The sequence below is a fragment of the Mesorhizobium sp. CA6 genome, from assembly GCF_020165035.1.
Taxonomy (GTDB): Bacteria; Pseudomonadota; Alphaproteobacteria; order Rhizobiales; family Rhizobiaceae; genus Mesorhizobium.
The window spans coordinates 71807-89733 of sequence record NZ_JAIUHI010000020.1; the positions used below are offsets into that span (position 1 = coordinate 71807).

Annotated in this window: 14 protein-coding genes and 2 pseudogenes; 8 read left to right on the forward strand and 8 right to left on the reverse strand. The window is 64.4% G+C overall.

From position 1 onward, the window contains the following. Positions 1–42: 42 nt before the first annotated feature. Together LB526_RS25415 and LB526_RS25420 are read right to left on the reverse strand one after the other, a co-directional pair. Positions 43–387: a hypothetical protein gene (locus tag LB526_RS25415; RefSeq protein ID WP_224630204.1), complete on the reverse strand. Its 345-nt coding sequence runs from the start codon at positions 385–387 to the stop codon at positions 43–45. Positions 388–495: 108 nt separating this feature from the next. Then, positions 496–2721, reverse strand: coding sequence for a cation:proton antiporter (locus LB526_RS25420; protein ID WP_224630216.1), 2226 nt, complete (start codon positions 2719–2721; stop codon positions 496–498). Positions 2722–3160: 439 nt separating this feature from the next. Here LB526_RS25420 and LB526_RS25425 point away from each other — a divergent pair, with 439 nt between their 5' ends. Together LB526_RS25425 and LB526_RS25430 are read left to right on the forward strand one after the other, a co-directional pair. Continuing rightward, on the forward strand, positions 3161–3379 hold the full coding sequence (locus LB526_RS25425) for a hypothetical protein (RefSeq protein ID WP_224610266.1): 219 nt from the start codon (positions 3161–3163) through the stop codon (positions 3377–3379). 103 nt (positions 3380–3482) lie between these two features. Beyond that, positions 3483–4265, forward strand: coding sequence for a DUF2270 domain-containing protein (locus LB526_RS25430; protein ID WP_224610268.1), 783 nt, complete (start codon positions 3483–3485; stop codon positions 4263–4265). A gap of 112 nt (positions 4266–4377) precedes the next feature. Here the strand turns inward: LB526_RS25430 and LB526_RS25435 are convergent, their stop codons facing one another. Together LB526_RS25435 and LB526_RS25440 are read right to left on the reverse strand one after the other, a co-directional pair. Next, complete coding sequence (locus tag LB526_RS25435) at positions 4378–4980, reverse strand: sulfotransferase family protein (RefSeq protein ID WP_224630205.1); 603 nt, start codon at positions 4978–4980, stop codon at positions 4378–4380. Positions 4981–5002: 22 nt separating this feature from the next. Continuing rightward, on the reverse strand, positions 5003–5902 hold the full coding sequence (locus LB526_RS25440; protein WP_224630206.1) for a VOC family protein: 900 nt from the start codon (positions 5900–5902) through the stop codon (positions 5003–5005). Between the two features lie 145 nt (positions 5903–6047). On the opposite strand from LB526_RS25440, the gene LB526_RS25445 reads away from it, so the two are divergent. Continuing rightward, positions 6048–6347 carry a hypothetical protein gene (locus LB526_RS25445; protein ID WP_095768322.1) on the forward strand — a complete coding sequence of 100 codons (300 nt, stop codon included), beginning with the start codon at positions 6048–6050 and terminating at the stop codon, positions 6345–6347. 38 nt (positions 6348–6385) lie between these two features. Here LB526_RS25445 and LB526_RS25450 read toward each other — a convergent pair. Next, positions 6386–7214: pseudogene (locus LB526_RS25450) on the reverse strand (aldo/keto reductase). A gap of 145 nt (positions 7215–7359) precedes the next feature. Beyond that, the gene (locus LB526_RS25455; RefSeq protein WP_224630217.1) at positions 7360–7956 is read right to left on the reverse strand and encodes a TetR/AcrR family transcriptional regulator; all 597 of its coding nucleotides are present in this window, start codon (positions 7954–7956) and stop codon (positions 7360–7362) included. A 423-nt stretch (positions 7957–8379) separates the two neighbouring features. Here LB526_RS25455 and LB526_RS25460 point away from each other — a divergent pair, with 423 nt between their 5' ends. From LB526_RS25460 to LB526_RS25470, 3 genes are read left to right on the forward strand one after another with little or no spacing between them, the layout of a single operon-like run. Further along, positions 8380–8829 (forward strand): (2Fe-2S)-binding protein, encoded by a 450-nt coding sequence (locus tag LB526_RS25460; protein WP_318012086.1) that lies wholly within the window; start codon positions 8380–8382, stop codon positions 8827–8829. Further along, complete coding sequence (locus LB526_RS25465) at positions 8826–9809, forward strand: FAD binding domain-containing protein (RefSeq protein ID WP_224630208.1); 984 nt, start codon at positions 8826–8828, stop codon at positions 9807–9809. Before LB526_RS25460 ends, LB526_RS25465 begins: the two co-directional genes overlap by 4 nt. After that, positions 9806–12100, forward strand: coding sequence for a xanthine dehydrogenase family protein molybdopterin-binding subunit (locus LB526_RS25470; RefSeq protein WP_224630209.1), 2295 nt, complete (start codon positions 9806–9808; stop codon positions 12098–12100). Before LB526_RS25465 ends, LB526_RS25470 begins: the two co-directional genes overlap by 4 nt. Before the next feature lie 163 nt (positions 12101–12263). Here LB526_RS25470 and LB526_RS25475 read toward each other — a convergent pair whose 3' ends face one another. Both LB526_RS25475 and LB526_RS25480 read right to left on the reverse strand, forming a co-directional pair. After that, positions 12264–12953, reverse strand: coding sequence for an outer membrane protein (locus tag LB526_RS25475; protein ID WP_095768316.1), 690 nt, complete (start codon positions 12951–12953; stop codon positions 12264–12266). A 251-nt stretch (positions 12954–13204) separates the two neighbouring features. After that, positions 13205–14377, reverse strand: coding sequence for a helix-turn-helix transcriptional regulator (locus tag LB526_RS25480; protein ID WP_224630210.1), 1173 nt, complete (start codon positions 14375–14377; stop codon positions 13205–13207). 256 nt (positions 14378–14633) lie between these two features. Here LB526_RS25480 and LB526_RS25485 point away from each other — a divergent pair, with 256 nt between their 5' ends. Together LB526_RS25485 and LB526_RS25490 are read left to right on the forward strand one after the other, a co-directional pair. Next, positions 14634–15596 carry an AraC family transcriptional regulator gene (locus LB526_RS25485; protein WP_224630211.1) on the forward strand — a complete coding sequence of 321 codons (963 nt, stop codon included), beginning with the start codon at positions 14634–14636 and terminating at the stop codon, positions 15594–15596. Between the two features lie 265 nt (positions 15597–15861). Further along, positions 15862–17927, forward strand: a pseudogene (locus LB526_RS25490) (autotransporter outer membrane beta-barrel domain-containing protein); the annotation flags it as partial.

Here is a 17927-nt window from a genome sequence, read left to right on the forward strand (position 1 = left end):
TTGCTTCACCGAGACGAAGCATTTCGCCCGGTCCAAGCGATATCAGCACATATCGTCGATCATCAAGGCAGTCGACATCGGACGGGTCACGGCAACTTCGCCGGTAGGATACCCACGGCGCCGCTTCCAGGCCGTCAGGGCGATCACCAGCGCGCAGCAGACAGCGTTCAGCCAGTTGATAGCCGCCAGAATCAGATCGCCGAGAATGATGCCGGCATGGAGCCCTGTCGTGGCGTTGGCGCCGGTCCACAGCAGCCAGGTCGTGTAGGAGATTGCCGAAGCGCCGTTCTCGTCGCGCGCCACGCGCAGGATCTGCGGCAGGTAGGAGACGACGCGCAGGCCGTTGAAGAAGGTGAACAGATAGAAGGACAGATCGCCAAGCGTCATTCTCGCATCTTCCGAGCCAGCCTTGACGCGTGGGATATACGGCGATCGGGCATCAGCCTGTGAGGGGCTTCACATGATCTACCGATTTCTGCGCCTGAGCCGTCCTGCTCAGCCCGTGCCCGTGCGTACCGCCTCGCGGTCGCTCTCGTCGCGCTTCACCCGCTCGTCGGAGATCAGCACCACTGGGCATGGGCTGCGCCGCAGGACGGCCGTCGTCGTCTCGCCGAAGATCAGTTCCTCGTCCTGGCGCCGTGCCACGCCCATGACGATCAACGCCACGTTGCGGCCGGCCTGGCGGGCGATGGCGTCAGCGGCGGCGGCTCTGCTGCGGATCGCCGTCTCGATCTCGACGCCGTAGCGGTCGGCAAGCGCGACGATGTCCTTCAGCACGGCTTCCCTGCGGCGGTGCGAGACGGTGTCGCGCAGCTCGTCGCGGCCGGCCCGTGCGACATAGAGCGTCTTGACGGGCGCGCCGGTGACGGCGGCGACGGCCAAAGCCAGTTCGGCGCCGCGGCGGGCAACGGCCGTGCCGTTGACCGGCACCAGTATCTTGCCCGATCGCGGGCCGAGCCGAGGCATCTGGCGGCCGGCGGTGGCCGGCTTCAACACCAGGCAGAGCGGCCCGTCGAAGGCGCCGGCGACCTCGTTCAGCCGATGCGAGAAGGCCCCCTTGGAAGTGACGGCGCGGCCGAGCCCGACGAGCAGCATGCCGTAGCCCTTGCGCGCCTCCTTGATGACAGCTTCGGCCGAGAGCTCCTCATGCTGGCGGCGGGTGACCGGGGCCTCGCGCACCGGCGTCTCGTCGCCTTGCTTCGCCGCCTCACGGCTGTCTTCGGCGCCTTTCTCGATTTCCTCCAGATGCAACCCTTCGGTCGGTTCGGCATCGGTCTCGCCGCTCGAATGCAGCACCGTCGTCGGCTTGCCGGCGCCGATGACGCCGGCGAGATAGGCGGCGAAGCGTCCGACGATACCCTCGTCGACCACAACCAGCAGCCGCTCCAGATTGGCGACGAATCCGCGCTGGTCGATCTCCTCGCGCTCCAGTCTTTTCTGCTCGCCCTCGCCCATCGGCAGGCGGCGCAGCGCCCAGCGCAATGTCGGCGGCATGGCCAAGGTGGTGATGACCGCCATGGTGACGATCATGGTGAAGAGGTTGTGCGACAGCACGCCCATCGACAGGCCGATCGAGGCGACAATGACCTCCGTGGAACCGCGCGCGTTCATGCCGCAGCCCACCGCGACGCCCTCGGCGCGGCTCATGCCGGCGACCTCGGCGCCGATAAAGGCGCCGAGAAACTTGCCGATGCTGGCGATGATGACCAGCGCCACCGTCAGCAGCGCAAGCTGAGGATCGAGAAGCACAGTGAGGTCTGCGGATAGTCCGGCGACGCCGAAAAACACCGGCATAAAAAGGGCGGTGATGATGCCACGCAGCTGCCCTTCGATGTGGCGCGACAGGATTGGCGACTCGCCGACCAAGATGCCTGCGACGAAGGCGCCGAGCACGGTGTGCACGCCGATCAGATCGGTGATTAAGGCCATGGCGCCCATGATGGCGAGGATGACGGTGACGACCGCATATTCGGAGCGGAAAGTGTCGTTGGTCCAGCGGATGGCGTCGAAGACGATGCGGCGCCCGAGCGTGAAGGAAAACGCCATGAAGAGGGCGACGCCGGCAACCGTGAAGGCCAGGTTGCCGATCTGGATCCGCCCCTGGGTGGCGATGCCGATGGTGATGGCGATGATCACCCAGCCGATCGTGTCCTCGATGATGGCCGACGAGACGATGATCTGGCCGAGGTCGCGGCGCATGAAGTTCATATCGCGCACCACCATGGCGACGATCTTGACCGAGGAGATGGAGAGCGCGGTGCCGAGGAACAGCCCGGCGACGATGCGTTCGCTGCCTGCGGCAAGCAGCGTGGCCGGCATGAACTGGGCGGCGACGAAGCCGAGCGCGAAAGGCACCGCCACGCCGGCGGCCGAAATGGAAAAACAGGCGCGGCCGACGCGGCGCACGAGCCGCAGATCCGTTTCCATGCCGGTGAGCAGGAGCAGCATCAACACGCCCAGCTGGGCGATGGCGTTGATCATCGACTTTTGCGAGGCGTCACCGGCAAAGACCAGCCGCTCGGCCGCCGGCCAGACCCAGCCAAGCAGCGAAGGCCCAAGCAGGATGCCGCCGATCAGCTGTCCCATCACCGCCGGCTGGCCCAGTATTTCCAGAACCTCGCCGATGCCGCGACCGACGACAAGGAGCAGGATGAGTTCGGCGACGAAAATGCCTTCCGAGGACATGCCGGTCTTCTCGGCGGCGAAGGCGACGACGGGCATCAGCAGAAGTGCAGCGGCGGCTAACACGACCGACCGGCGCCGATTGAGTATTTTGGACAAGCTGTCTCCCCTCGATTTCGCGTCATAACGGTTTGGCCGGTGGTTCGGTTGCACGGCGTCGGAGCTGCCAATCTTCCCGTCGTGGGAAAGATGTCCGGCGGGACAGAGGGAGGCGCGAAGGAACGCGGCTTCACAGCCAGAAGCGTTAACATCTGCAGGTCCGACATCGGACATGCAGCAAGAGAGACGGGCAGAAGTTGGTGCTTTACGGCGCCCCCTCTGCCCTGCCGGGCATCTCCCCCACAGGGACCCATGGGGGGAAGATCCGCAGTTCCGGCGCCGTTTCCTACAATTCTAATCAAATGCCACCGCGGATTTTTGCTTCCCGGTAAAGCGACTCGGCGATGTTCGCGCCGTGGCGGGCAATAAGGAGAAGCTAATGAAAAGCGACTTTGCCGCCGCCCACCTGCACCTCGACCGGGCTTGCCATTACCTGCGCGGCGACGATGAAACGAGCCGCGCGGCGCTTGCGGCGCTCGACCTTGTGATCGAGGCAGTGGCGGCAGCCCAGCATGCCAGGCCGATGGCCGATGTGCTGCTCTTTCCACGGCGCGCGAACGGTGGTGTCCCCCGCTTGCAACCTGACTTATCCGCCTGAAAAGGCGGGAACATTCCGGCCGGCCGCACGTTGAAGCGACAGGGGTGTGGCCGGTCGATGTCAAGGCGAGGACCGGCCATGGCGGCGGGAGGCGCCCGGCAGAATGGCCCAGACGAATGCCGCAAAATCCACAGATGCAGCTGTGGCAAGGCCGACAGAGACGGCTGCGCCGGCAAGATCCACCGAGAAGGCCGCGCCGCCGCGCGCTTCCGACACGCTGGCGCTGAAGCTCAGCTCTCCTGAATTCACCACGACGCTGTCGCATTTCCATCGCGCCGAGATCGCGCGCATGGCCGGCTGGCGCGACCGACTCGACCGCACCAGCAACTGGGCGATCACGGTGGTGGCGGCGATGCTGTCGGTATCGCTGTCGACGCCCAGCGCGCATCATGGCGTCCTTTTGTTCGCCATGCTCCTGATCACGCTGCTGTTGTGGATCGAGGCGAGGCGCTACCGCTTCTTCGACGTCTACCGCGCCCGTGTGCGGCAATTCGAGCGCTACTACTTCGCGCAGATCTTTTCGCCGCAGCCGGACTATGCTTCCAACTGGCTCGCGATCCTCGGCGAAGGCCTGCGCTCGCCGCGTTTCCTGATCACGCAGCGCGCGGCGCTGATCCGCCGGCTGCGCCGCAACTACATCTTCATGTACACGATCCTGCTGCTTGCCTGGATCCTGAAGATCACCACGCCGAGCCTGTCGCGCGAAGGCTCTCCCATCGGCTTCGGCGCCTCGCTCGTCGACACGTTCCGGGTGGCGACGCTCGGCCCAATCCCCGGCGTCGTCGTCGTGTGCGGCGTGGCCGGCTGCTACCTCGCGCTGCTCGCCGCGGCGTTCCTGGTCCGCGCCGATGACGGCGAGCTGTCCTTCGGCGACGTGCATGTGTGAGGGAGGGGAGTAGTGAGTAGTGAGTAGTGAGTAATGAGAAAGTTAGCGATGGGAGTTCGCGGAGTCTACGCGGCCTGATATTCTTGACGTACTCCCTACTCCCCTATTCCCTTCACTGCAGCGACAGCGCCGTCCGAAACTCCCGGGTCGAGTTGCGGCTGGGATAAGGCTCTTCCGGCACGGGAACGCCTAGATGGGCGCAAAGCGGGGCCCAGCCGTCGCCGAGCTTGTGGACCAGCAGACGTTCGGCCGGCACGGTATTCAGCACCGCCTCGACATTGTCCCGATAGATCGCGATCGCGTGGGCGCGATCCTGCGGGCGGCCGTCAAAAGCCTGTTTCGAAATGAGCGAGATGCCGAGCGACTCCTGGTCCGTGCTGCCGACGATCGCCGGCAGGATGGTTTTTTCGAAACTCTCCCACCAGCTTTCAGGCGAGCGCCAGGTCAGGATGACGCGCGCCTGCGGATAGATTTCGATCAGCTCGCGCCAGTAATGCGCCGAGGGCCAGTCGACGCAGGATTTATAACCAGCAAAGAGCTTGTCCCAGTCGGGCGCGGCGCCCTTGGCCAGCGCCCGCCAGAGCAGCTTCTGCTCCTCATGCGCCATCACCTCCGACATATGATGGCAAGGGCCGAAACCCAGCATGGTCAGCGCCTCGCGCATCGAATCCGTCCCGGTCCGGCCGAAGCCGGTTCCAATCACCTTGAGCGACATTTCCCCTCCTCCTTCGTTGCGATCAATCTCCCTGGACCACGAGCCGCAGGCGGTTGCCTTCCGGATCGGCGGTCGAGATCACGCGACCGTCCCTTTTCACCGGTATGTCGGCCGCTTCGAGCCTGCGCTCCACGGCGGCGAGCTCCTGCGCCGAGCCAAGCTCGATGGTGAAATGGTCGAGGCCGGCCGCACCCGGCGGCGGCTCGCGCAGCTCGTCGCGCGCCCAGATGTTGAAGGCCACCATATGGGCGCGGCGCGCCGTGCCGCAGTCGAACATGCCGAAAGTCCGGGACTGGATATGCGGCCGGAAGCCGAGCACCCCGAGATAGAATTTCATCAGCATCTCGGGCGCGCGGGCGCGCAAATGGATGTGGCCGATAAAGGCTTCCTGCGCCATCTTCGGCTCGATATGGCCGGAATTGCCGAGGTCGCGCAGCAGGCCCGACAGGTCCAGCGGCTCGAGCCCCGAATGCGCGCTGCCGTCGGTGGCAATCAGCGTCACGCGGCCATTGGGCGACACTTCACGGCGCAGCAAGCGCTGCGGCGTGTCGAAGCAGATCTCGATGCCGTTACCGGAGGGGTCGGAGACATAGAGCGATTCCGAAACCAGGTGATCCTGGGCGCTGAACCGTAGGCCAGATGCCTTGAGGCGGGCGGCCATATGCGCGAGATCGCGGCGGCTGGTAATATGGATGGCGACGTGGAAGAGATCGCGCGCCTTCTGCGGCAGCGGTGCCTCCGCGCCGGCATGGAGCACGATCAGCGTCCGGCCGCCGGCGCCAAGCTCCGCCATGGTGGTGTCCTCGCCAAGCAGCGCCAACCCAAGCGCGTCGCGCCAGACATTCAAGGCCGCCGGCACGTCGGTCACCTTGAGATGGACCGGCCCGAGACGGGTCACCGGAGACAGCAATCCATCATCCATCGTCGTCTGTCCGATTGCGGCCAATGACATATTAGCTATGAATGAATTGCCTGTCGCGCTCCAAGTTCGGGTTGACCCCTTCCCGGCGGGCGGCGACTATTGCGACGGTCGGTTTTCTGGAATTGGTTCAGCAGGAGGAGATCGCATGGACGAGACCGAACAGTGGCGCAATATGGCGAGCGCGCCGCGGGACGGCAGCCGCATCCTGGTGACGGTGCGTTCCTCCGAGCAGGGACCGGCCGAGGTCGACATGGCCTACTGGTCGCGCGCCGACCAGTTCGGCGAGGAAGGCTGGCGCGCGTCGGACTCCTCGCCCGGCCGCATCGTCGAATATGCAGAACCGGAACTCAGATGCTGGATGCCGCTGCCGACCGCAGGACGCGGGACGATGCCCAGCCCGTGGGAGGGAGATGACGTGCCGCTGGTGGACGGAGAGGGAATTTAAGCGCCTCCTCCACAAGGGAAGGAACGGGAGCCTAATCCTCAGAACAAGAACGCCGCCGTGGCCGGATCGGGTCCCGTCCGGCCGTCGACCGAATCCAGACCGTGAACGGTCTGCATGTCGTCCTCGTCCAGCTCGAAGCCGAAGATGTCGAAATTGCCGGCGATGCGCTCCCGGTGGATCGACTTCGGAATGACGACCAGCCCCTCCTGCAGGTGCCAGCGGATGATGACCTGCGCCACCGACTTGCCGTGCTTCTTCGCGATCTTCTCCAGCGTCGGATCGGCCAGCAGCCGGCCGCTGCCCAGCGGGCTCCAGCTCTCGATACGGATGTTGTGCCTGGCGTGAAAATCGCGCTTGTCACGCTGCTGGAAGCGCGGATGCAATTCGATCTGGTTGACGACCGGCGTCACGCCGGTCTCGCCGATGATGCGCTCCAGATGGTCCTGGTTGAAGTTCGAGACGCCGACAGACTTGATACGGCCGGCCTTCCGCAGTTCGACCAGCGTCTTCCAGGCCTCGACATATTTGTTCTGGGGGCACCGGCCAGTGGATGAGGAACAGGTCGATCTGGTCAATGCCCAGCTTCTGCATCGTATCGTCGAAGGCGCGCAGCGCCGCGTCACGCTGATGCGCGCCGTTGCGCAGCTTGGAGGTAATGAACAGCTCGGCGCGCGGGACGCCGGCAGCACGGATCGCCTCGCCGACGCCTTCCTCGTTGCGATAACCCTCGGCGGTGTCGATCAGCCGGTAGCCGGCCTCGATGCCCCAGCGCACAACCTTGGCCGTGATCTCCGGATCGACCTGCCAGACGCCCAGCCCGATCTGCGGGATGGTGGCGCCGTCGTTCAATTTGAGCTGTTCGGGCATGGGAGGTTCCTTTTGGAAAGGAGGGTGGTGCCGACTATGTAGGCCACGGGTCGGGGAATGCCAGTCAGGGAAAGGTTGGCGAGACAGCAATCCCTCTGTCCTGCCGGACATCTCCCCACGAGGGGAGATTAGCAGCTGCGGAGGCTCAGCCCCTCGCCCCGAACCGCAGCCCATCCATCAAGAGCTTCACCAGCCGCCCCGACCGCTCGCGCCAGTCTGGCGTGTTCGGTGCCGAGTAGATGCCGCCCAGTGCATGCATCACATCGGAGGCGTCGACGTCGGCGCGGATTTTTCCCGCGGCGGCGGCGGCCTCGATCAGGCTTCGCATGGCGCCCGAGACCCGGCCGGAAGTGTCGGAGAACAGCGTCGAGTTAGTGGTGAGCAACAGGCGCAGGCTGGTGGCGAGGCCGCGCTTGGTGGCGATGTAGTCGACGAAGCGCTGCATCCAGAGCTCCAGCGCGACATCGGCAGGATGCTCACGAGCAAGCCCCTCGGCCGCGTGGCAAAGTCCTTCCACCTCCCGGCGATAGACGACCTCGACCAGATGCTCGCGGGTTGGGAAATGGCGGTAGAGCGTGCCGATGCCGACCCCTGCCCGCCTGGCGATCTCCTCCAGCGAGGCGTCGACGCCATCGGTGGCGAAAGCCTGCGCCGCCACCTCGACCAGCCTGTCGCGGTTGCGTTGCGCATCGGCGCGCAGCGGCCTTGGCGCCTGCGCGTCGCGCTTCGCTTCAGCGGTCATTTCCTGGTCAGGCACTTTTTTCTCCACCGAACGCAATATGGGGGTTGAACCATGACCGGCCAGCCCCCACGTAAATAAACGGAGGCACCTCCGTTTTAGTGGAGTGCTTTTATCATATAACCAGGGGAAGCGGTATGTCACGTAGAGAAGGACGGGAAACGCACCCTGGAGCGCGGCGATGAGGCTGCTGATCTCCTCCTTGCGGGGGAGATTAGTCTCCCCGCCGACGGCGCCTTCCTCAAACGTTGCCCTTGCCCCTCCCCTGCCAAGTCCCATTTCCATCCCTAGCGTCCAGCAATCGGAGCCCGACGCCCCATGACCAGCCAGACCATCATCGATCCTCCCGAAGACGGCCATTTCAGGAACGGTCTTGCCGCCAACGGTTCAACCCTTAGTCCCACCACGCTTTCACTCCACCTCACCATCAATGGCCAGACCCACGCGCTGGAAATCGAACCGCGCGTGACGCTGCTCGATGCGCTGCGCGAACGGCTCCACCTCACCGGCACCAAGAAAGGCTGCGACCAGGGCCAGTGCGGCGCCTGCACCGTACACGTCGACGGCGAGCGCGTGCTGGCCTGCCTGACGCTCGCGGCCCAAGTCGAAGGGCGCTCGATCACCACCATCGAGGGCCTTGCCGGCGAGGACGGCACGCTGCATGCCGTGCAGGCCGCGTTCCTCGAGCAGGACGCCTTCCAGTGCGGCTATTGCACGCCGGGACAGATCATGTCGGCGGTGGCCTGCATCCGCGAGGGCCATGCCGGCTCCGACGAGGAGATCCGCGAATACATGGCCGGCAACCTGTGTCGCTGCGGCGCCTATCCGCACATCGTCGCCGCCATTCGCCAAGCCGAACAGGAGCTGCGCTCGTGAGAGATTTTTCCTATCTACGCGCCGACAGCGTCGAGGCCGCGCGCAATGCCGCCGCTCTTCCCGGCGCCATGCTGCTTGCAGGCGGCACCACGCTCATCGACCTCGCCAAATGCGGCGTCGCCGAACCCTCGACCGTCATCGACATCAGCCACATCGAAGGGCTCAACGCCATCGATGTCACCGCCGACCGCGCCGTGATCGGCGCGCTGGCCAGGATGAGCCATGTCGCCGACCATACTTCCGTGAAGAGCTGCTTCCCGGCCGTATCGGAAGCCCTGTGGCAGGCGGCCTCGGCGCAGTTGCGCAATATGGCGACCATCGGCGGCAACCTGATGCAGCGCACGCGCTGCCCCTATTTCCGCGATCCGCAAAACTTCCCGGCCTGCAACAAGCGCGCGCCCGGCAGCGGCTGCTCGGCGATCGGCGGCGTGACGCGCGGCCATGCGGTGCTCGGCGTGAGCGAGGCCTGCATCGCCACGTATCCGGGCGATCTCGCCGTGGCACTCGTTGCCTTCGACGCCGAGGTCGATCTCGGCGGGCGCAAGCTCAAGGTCGAGGATTTCTTCCTTGCGCCAGGCGCCACCGCCGAGCAGGAGCACGACATCCGCCCCGGCGAAGTGATCACCGCAGTAGAGATCCCAGGCTCGGCCGCGGCCAGACGCTCGACCTACATCAAGGTGCGCGACCGCCAGTCCTATGAGTTCGCGGCGGCAAGCGCCGCGGTCGGACTGGAACTTGAAGGCGACGGCCGCACCATCCGCGACATCCGCGTCGCGCTTGGCGGCGTCGCGACGAAACCGTGGCGGGCGCGCGCCGTCGAAGAGGCGCTGAAAGGCAAGCCGCTCGACGAAGCCACGATCCGCAAGGCGAGCGAGCTCGCCATGGACGGCGCCGTCGACCATGGCGCCAACCACTACAAGATTGCGCTGGCGCCGCGCGTGATCGCGCGCGCCATTCTCAAATTGGGAGAGACGGCATGACCGTTCATGACATGAAACACGCCGCGTCCGACAGCGCGCGTCTCGAAGCGGTCGGCGGGCGGCTGTCGCGCGTCGACGGCCCGGCCAAGATCACGGGCGCAGCGAAATATGCCTTCGAGCAGCAGCTCGAGGGGCTGACGCATGCGGTGCTGGTCGGCGCAACGATTGCCGCCGGCAAGGTGACGGCGATCGACGCCCGCGCAGCCGAGACCGCGCCCGGCGTGCTCGCCGTGCTGACGCCCGACACCATCATGGAATTGAGGGGCGCATCGGACTGGCTCGGCAACCCGCCGTCGCAGCCGACCTACGCGCCGCTCGTGCGCGAGGTCACCTTTTCCGGCCAGCATGTCGCGGCGGTGGTGGCCGAGACATTCGAGCAGGCGGTCGCCGCCGCGGCGCTGGTCAAGGTGTGGTATGACGAGACGCCGGCCATCGTCGACCTGAGCGACGGCAAGGCGGGCGACGGCATCCCGATCGACGCCATGACCAAGGAATGGGGCGACGCTGAAGCCGCCTTCGCCGAAGCGCCTGTGCGCATCTGCGCGGCCTACAACACGCCGCGCGAATTCCAAGCCGCGATGGAGCCGCATGGGCTGATCGCGCGCTGGGAGGGCGACGAGCTGACCATCTGGGAGCCCAGCCAATGGCTCGACGGCATGGCGCGCACCTATGCCGAGTGGTTCGGCCTGCCGTTCGAGAATGTGCGGCTGGTCTCGCCCTATATCGGCGGCGGCTTCGGCTCCAAAGCGCTGGCGCTGGCGCATAGCGCGGTGGCGGCGGCTGCCGCCAGGATGCTCGACCGGCCGGTGAAGCTGGTGCTCACCCGCCCGCAGAATTTTACGTCCTATGGCGGTCGCGCGGCGACGCGTCAGACCATTGCGATCGGCGCCGACAGGGATGGCAAAATCCAGTCGATCGTGCATCGCGGCGTCAACGAGACAGCGGTCGACGGCATGTGGGTTGAGCCGCTCGGGTCGGTCACCTCGATCATGTATGCCACGCCCAACTTCTCCTCGAAGCAGAATGTCGTGCGGGTCAATACGGTGGTGCCGGGAGCAAAACGCGCGCCGGGCGAGAACCCGAGCGCCTTCGGCATCGAAAGCGCCATCGACGAGCTTGCCTATGAGCTCGGTATCGATCCGCTGGAGATGCGGCTGATCAATTATGCCGAGCAGGACCCGCATGCGAAGAAGGCGTGGTCGACACGCCAGTTGCGCGAGGCCTTTGCCGCCGGCGCGGAAGCGTTCGGCTGGGCGAAGCGCAGCAACGCGCCGCGCTCGATGCGCGACGGCCGCCAGCTCATCGGCTGGGGTGTCGCGGCCGGCACCTATCCGGTGCGGCGCGCGCATGGCGAGGCGGTGGTGAAGCTGCTTTCCGACGGTTCGGTCGAAGTCGAAAGCTCGTCCATCGACATGGGCCAAGGCACTTACACGATCCTGGCGCAGACCGCGGCCGAGACGCTTGGCGTGCCGGTGGAGCGGGTGTCGGTGAAGCTCGGCGACTCGCATTTCGCCCGCGCCGGCGTCACCGGCGGCTCGCGACTTGCCGGCGTCATGACCGGCGCCGTCCACAAGGCGGCAGGCCAGGCGCTGGACGAGCTGATCGGGCTCGCGCTTTCCGACCCGCGCTCGCCGTTCCAGAAGCTGCAGGCGAACACGCTGCAAGTGAGGGATGGCCGCATCGCCTCGCCGCGCGGCGAAGGGCCGGACCTGTCGATCGCCGACTTCATGACGGCGATCGGCCGCGACCAAATCGAAGCCAAGGGCGACACGCTGCCGGCCAGCACGACGCCGGAAGAGCGCTACAAGAACTACACCACTATAGCCATGTCGATCCCGCACACCGAGGGCGACTATTCGCGCCATTCCTGGTGCGCGCATTTCGTCGAGGTGCGCGTCGACGAGGATTTCGGCACGGTGCGCGTGTCGCGCGTGGTGTCGGCGCTGGATTCGGGCCGGCTCTACAACCCGAAGCTGGCGGAAAGCCAGTGGAAGGGGGGCATCATCATGGGCATCGGCCAGGCGCTGCTCGAGGAAGGCATCGTCGATCGTCGCCACGGCCGCATCGTCAACGGCAATTTCGCCGACTACATGCTGCCGACCAATGCCGATATCCCAGACATCCAGACCATCTCGGTCGGCATCCCCGACCCGCACTCCTCCGCCCTTGGGGGCAAGGGCGTGGGCGAACTGGCAATCGTCGGCATCGCGCCGGCGATTGCCAACGCAGTGTTCCACGCGACGGGGAAAAGGGTGCGGGATCTGCCGATCACGCTGGAGAAGCTGATCTGAGCTCGACGCCAGGGACGGCCCCCCGCCCTGGCCGGCGGCACGTGTCGCGCCGACGGGCCGAGCGCGCGTCGTCATCGTCTCGGCCCGCGCCGGCGGACGTGAATGCCTTTACGGCACGAACAAAACCTCGGCGCGAGGCCAGGGTTTTGCTCGGCCTGCCAGATCAGAACTTGTAGCTGAGGCCGACCCGCAGATCGTGCGTCTTGAGATCGATGTTCGCAACCGTGCCAGGACCGAACAGCGGCACCGAAACATCCTTTTTACCGAAGTCGGAGTAGCGATATTCGACGCGCGCGATCCACCTGTCGGTGAAAGCGTGCTCGACGCCGGCTCCAACCGTCCAGCCAAGATGGGTTTCGTCGTGGATCGGTATTGAACCGCTGGTGGCGATCACAGTCATTTCATACTTGGCCGCGGCCACGCCCGCGGTGATGTAAGGCAAGGTCCGATCGAAAGCGTAACCGGCCCGCAGCCGCGCCGAACCCGACCACTTGAGTTCGGTCTTGAGCAACGCACCGGCACCGGTGAAGGTCCCCACCCCATCCACATTGCTGTAAGCAATGTCCGCCTCGGCGCCGAGCACGAAGCGGTTCGCCATTTCCTGATCGAAGCCGATATGGATGCCGCCAATGAACCCATCCGGGTCGAGGGGCGCGTTAACGTCGGCACCCCCAGGGCCAGCGTCGGCGATGAAGAGATTGGACTTTCCGGCGACGTAGCCGAAGTGAGCGCCAGCATAGAGGCCGGACCAGTCGTAGTCGGCGGCAACGGGCAAGGTTTCATTGATGTCCGCCGCCGACGCGATGCCGACAGGCGCCAGAATGAAGGCTGTGGCGAGAAGAACCGTTTTCACTGTTTGCTACCCCAATGTTGCTTCCCCAGCCGCGAAATGCTCGGCGGCGATCCAGGTGTCGTCGAGGTTTTGCATTGTTCGCCAGCGGCGTCTTGGGCTGAGCCGCACCTGAATTGTCCTGGAGAGCGCCGCAACGCTTTCCCGGTCGGTGTGGCCATACAGCCTCAGTCGATTGCCGGTCTGGACGCAGCGATTGGGTGTGAGTCTACCTGGCGCCGCCCGGCGCCGACGAGAAATTCGGCGCGGCCAGCTCAGCGGCGGGCGCCAGCCGGATCAGTTACGAAAGGCATGCCTATGTCCGAAATCAGTTTGACGAGATCGGCTTGGCGCCTCGTGCCGGTCTTGGCGAATATCCGGTTGAGATGGGTCTTCAACGTGTTTTCACTGATGCCGAGCGACGAGGCGCTCCTGGACGCGGGCAATCCGCTGCCGATCCGCAGGAGGACCCGTGCCTCCGCGGGAGTAAGGTCGAACAGCGTCGTGAGAACGGCCTCCGGCAGCGGAGAAGAGGACGTCGTGGTCGATACGAAGACGGCAGCGCAGGCGGGCCGGAAAGCCGCTCGCGCAGTTCCTTCGGTCAGCGGCAACACATAGGCTACGGCGGGCGGTTGACCCGGCCCTGAAACGGGCAGCCCTATGCCGCGAGAGCCAAGCGAAGCATCTGCGCCGGCAGCGCTGGCTAATGCTTCCGCCAAAGCGCGGGCGACCACCGGATTCTGCGGTTGGAGCAGGCCCTTCCTGGAAAGAATGGGACCCTGCCCGGAAAACATCCGGTCGGCAGCCCCATTCGCATGGAGGATTGCTCCGTCGGCGCCGGCAAAAACGATAGGCACGGCGAGATGGTCGAGCGCTTCGCGATAGAAATTGGCGGTAATGCGGGTCTGATCGAGCAGATCTCCAATCAGGGAAGCGCGACGCAGATGCGGCGAGAGCAATGCCAGGAACCGCTGCTCTTCAACGGTTATGATACCCCTGCTGGCACGCGTGGTGCAGCCCATGAGACCAATCCGGTCCGGCGTGTGAACGAATTTGGTGATGCAAGCCTCGCGCAATCCCTGCGGTCCGGCCCAATTCTGGAAGAACGGCGTTTGCTGGAGCTCGGCCTCGCTCATATGCGACAGCGTCGCAACAGGCGTGTCGATGTCGCCAACGACCGCGGCCTTCAATCCGGGAATTTCGTCAAAGTCATAATCCTCCTGGAGCGCGCGCATTTGCACCGGATCCCAAGCTGATTGAGCCGCGAAACGGCCCTGATTGTCAGCAGTGCTGGCCAGCGCGACAGTGGTATAGGCGGCGTCAACTGCTTCGGTGACACGGGTCATCACTCCGGTCCAGCCTTCCGGATTCAAAACGCAATCATAAATTTCACCGATAATCGAATAAAGGACTTCGCTGCCCAGCCTCTCCACCACGCCCCCTGACATGCCCTGCCCCGCATGAGGGATGAGCGAAAAAAGATGAATACAGCAACAAATTGACAGCCGCCCGGCGCAAAAACGCCGATCCGTCTGGAAGGATTTCGCGACGTCATACTTTGGGGTGACGCCACGCCTGGTTGAACTCGATTAAGGGTCTAATGCGATCGGTCGAACGCCGAGCGATCAATGTCGCTTGTTATTCCCGGATTGGAAAGCATCGCGTTCGACAATTTTTGAAGCTGTAGCTTTTCGAGGTGTTCGATTGTCGCGAAAGACGGTGTTTTCATCGGCTCAGTTGCCCTCGCATCTCAATGAACGCGATCGGTTTTCCCTCTGGCAGGATATCCATGTCGCGGAGATATGGTCGGTTGAATACGGCATATCCGCAGACCTGCCTTTCGAGGCGGCGATAGAAGCCACGGCTGTCGGATCACTGGTTCTCGGCCAGATGTCCGGAACGATCAGGCATGCAACGAGGAAAGCAAGCAACATTGGCGACGACGGCAATGACGGATATCTCCTGCTGATCAATAAGGCCGACACCGTTTTGACCGGGGCGCAGGTCGGCCGCGAGTACGGCGTCGGCAAGGGAGAAGCGGTCCTGGTCACGGCATCGGAAGCACTGAAAATGGTCGGTGCCGACCGGAATGTGTGGTCGAACGTGGTGGTCCCACGCGCCGTCCTCGTACAGGCCTTCCCACAGATCGATGACAGGCTGGCGTTGAAGATCGGCGCCGAAAACGAGGCTCTCGATCTTCTCAAGCGTTATTGCCAACTTCTCGAGACCGGCCCGCCCCTCGTCTCGGCCGATCTCAGCATGCACGCAACGGACGTGATCGTCGATCTGATCGGTCTGGTGACGGGCGCGAAAGGTGAGGCTGCCGAATTGGCGGGCCTGCGCGGCCTGAGAGCGGCCAGGCTGCGGGCGGTCCTGGCCAACATCGCAGACAATTTCGCCCATCCTGGCATCTCTGCGCAGGGCGTCGCAAAGGAACTCCGTCTGTCGACGCGCTATATTCACGACATCCTCCAGGAGACGGGTATCAGCTTCTCCGAGCGTGTGCTCGAGCTGCGCTTGCAAAGCGCACATAAGATGCTCGCCCAAAGACACAATGACGGTATGCGGGTCAGCGAAATTGCGATGATGAGCGGTTTCAGCGACGTGTCCTACTTCAATCGCTGCTTCCGCCGTCGTTTCGGCTACACGCCAACAAGCGCCAGATAGAACCGGGCGTCTCCCGAATCGGTCAGGCGACGCGATTTCCGATTTACCCATTCGCTCTATCTGCTTGTATTAGCAGCATTTCTGCGACGCCAAGCGACGCCGCTTGGCTGCAAAATGCTCGGTGGTGCCAAACCATCACAGCGCGCAGAAAAGAACCGGCATCTCTTTCCAGTCCAATTCCAGTGCGGCACTGCCCAAGACAACGCCCGGGCTCCAATGACATGTCCACCTTCAGGGTGAAATGACTTGTCTGTCAGGGGATTAAATGCCGAAGAATACATTTGGAGGCCGCAAGGCGACGCCAACTTCGACCGCGCTGACGAGTTACCTCAATCCCTTACGCAATCCTCGGCACATGGCCAGTGTCAGTTCGCTCGCGCTGATGATCGCCATTGCGGGAGCGATGCAGCCGGCAGCGGCGGCGGACGCGGTCTGGAGCGGCGCAACGTCGAGCGATTGGTCCGATCCCGGCAACTGGACTCCGAATGGGGTGCCCGACGCAGCTACTTGGGTTACGCTCGGCACGCTCACGCCGAACCCCACCGTGATAAGCGGGCTTAGCGCCAACGGGCTCGGGGTTTTCGTGGGGAGGAATGCCGGTGACGTCGGTTTGCTGACAATCACCAACGGCGGAACTCTTAGTGATTCACAAGGCTCCGTTGCCAGATTCACAGGCTCTACCGGTACGGTTGTGGTGGATGGCGCGGGATCGGCCTGGCTGCATGCCGACGATTTCTATGTCGGGGCCGAAGGCACCGGGACGGTCTCCATTCTCAATGGTGGCTTGATCAGCAATGTAGGAGGCATCCTGGGCGACAGCGACGACGCCGTTGCGGTCCTGTCCGTCGACGGCGCGGGTTCGACCTGGACCAACAGCTCAACCTTGGCGGTTGCGCGTTTCGGCACCGGCACGCTCAACATTTCCAATGGCGGAACGGTCAGCGACACCGATGGGTCCATCGGCAAGGGCATTGCTTCGAACGGCACGGTCTCGATCGACGGCGCCGGCTCCACCTGGACCAACAGCGGCTCGCTGACCGTGGGCGACAACGGCATTGGCCATCTGACAATCACCAACGCCGGTTCAGCCACCACCGCGATCGGTACGATTGGTTGGCATGAAGGCTCCACCGGCACGGCGACGGTCGATGGCGCCGGTTCGACCTGGACAAACAGCTCCAAGCTGATTGTGGGCGATTTCGGTAAAGGCGCCCTGGCAATCAGCCAAGGCGGCGCCGTCAGCAACGACACGGCCTACGTCGGCAACTCGGCGGGCTCGACCGGCACGGTGTTCGTCGATGGCTCAGGCTCGAGCTGGACAAACAATTTCGACCTGTTCGTCGGCAACCAAGGCACAGGCACCTTGGCGATCTCGCATGGCGGCACGGTCAACAATGTCTCTGGGACTATTGGCGCGGAGGCAGGCTCGACCGGTATGGTGTTTGTCGACAACGCGGGCTCTACTTGGACAAACAGCGGATCGCTGACCGTCGGCGATTTGGGCACGGGCACGCTGGGGATCTCGCACGGCGCCGTCAGCAACGGCTCTGGGGTTATTGGCGCGAATGCCGGCTCGACCGGCATGGTGTTCGTCGACGGTGCCGGCTCGACCTGGACCAACAACTTGAGCCTCACTGTCGGCTATGCCGGCGCTGGCACGCTGAATGTCTCGAACGGCGCTGGGGTGACTAGCGACTCGGGCTATGTTGGCTTTTCCTTAGGTTCTGCTGGCGCTGTGACGGTAAGCGGCCTGGGCTCGACCTGGACCGCCGGCTTGGAGCTTCTGGTCGGCGGCTCCGGCACCGGTGCGCTAACGATTTCGAACGGCGGGGCGGTAAGCAGTGGCGGTGGCTTTGTGGCGTTCGGCAACGGCGTTGGCACGGCGACGGTCGACGGCGCTGGCTCGACCTGGACCACCACCGGCGACCTTGATGTCGGCGAATTCGGCACGGGCACGCTGACGATTTCGAACGGTGGCACAGTCAGTAATGACTCTGGAACTATTGGCGCGCAAGCGGGCTCGATCGGTGCGGTGACCGTGGATGGCACGGGCTCGACCTGGACAAACAGCTTGAGTCTCGCTGTCGGGTCTACTGGCGCTGGCACGCTGAACGTCTTGAACGGCGGTGGGGTGAGTGGCGACTCAGGCTATATTGGCTTTTCCTTAGGTTCTGCTGGCGCGGTAACGGTAAGCGGCGCCGGCTCGACCTGGACCGCCGGCTTGGAGCTTTTAATCGGCGGCTCCGGCACCGGAGCGCTAACGATTTCGAACGGCGGGGCGGTAAGCAGTGGCGGTGGCTTTGTGGCGTTCGGCAACGGCGTTGGCACGGC

What these genes read in the sequence shown, in the direction of transcription:
- LB526_RS25415 (WP_224630204.1), bottom strand. Translation starts at nt 387, where the DNA reads ATGACGCTTGGCGATCTGTCCTTCTATCTGTTCACCTTCTTCAACGGC.
- LB526_RS25420 (WP_224630216.1), bottom strand. Translation starts at nt 2,721, where the DNA reads ATGCCCGTCGTCGCCTTCGCCGCCGAGAAGACCGGCATGTCCTCGGAA.
- LB526_RS25425 (WP_224610266.1), top strand. Translation starts at nt 3,161, where the DNA reads ATGAAAAGCGACTTTGCCGCCGCCCACCTGCACCTCGACCGGGCTTGC.
- LB526_RS25430 (WP_224610268.1), top strand. Translation starts at nt 3,483, where the DNA reads ATGGCCCAGACGAATGCCGCAAAATCCACAGATGCAGCTGTGGCAAGG.
- LB526_RS25435 (WP_224630205.1), bottom strand. Translation starts at nt 4,980, where the DNA reads ATGTCGCTCAAGGTGATTGGAACCGGCTTCGGCCGGACCGGGACGGAT.
- LB526_RS25440 (WP_224630206.1), bottom strand. Translation starts at nt 5,902, where the DNA reads ATGGATGATGGATTGCTGTCTCCGGTGACCCGTCTCGGGCCGGTCCAT.
- LB526_RS25445 (WP_095768322.1), top strand. Translation starts at nt 6,048, where the DNA reads ATGGACGAGACCGAACAGTGGCGCAATATGGCGAGCGCGCCGCGGGAC.
- LB526_RS25455 (WP_224630217.1), bottom strand. Translation starts at nt 7,956, where the DNA reads ATGACCGCTGAAGCGAAGCGCGACGCGCAGGCGCCAAGGCCGCTGCGC.
- LB526_RS25470 (WP_224630209.1), top strand. Translation starts at nt 9,806, where the DNA reads ATGACCGTTCATGACATGAAACACGCCGCGTCCGACAGCGCGCGTCTC.
- LB526_RS25480 (WP_224630210.1), bottom strand. Translation starts at nt 14,377, where the DNA reads ATGTCAGGGGGCGTGGTGGAGAGGCTGGGCAGCGAAGTCCTTTATTCG.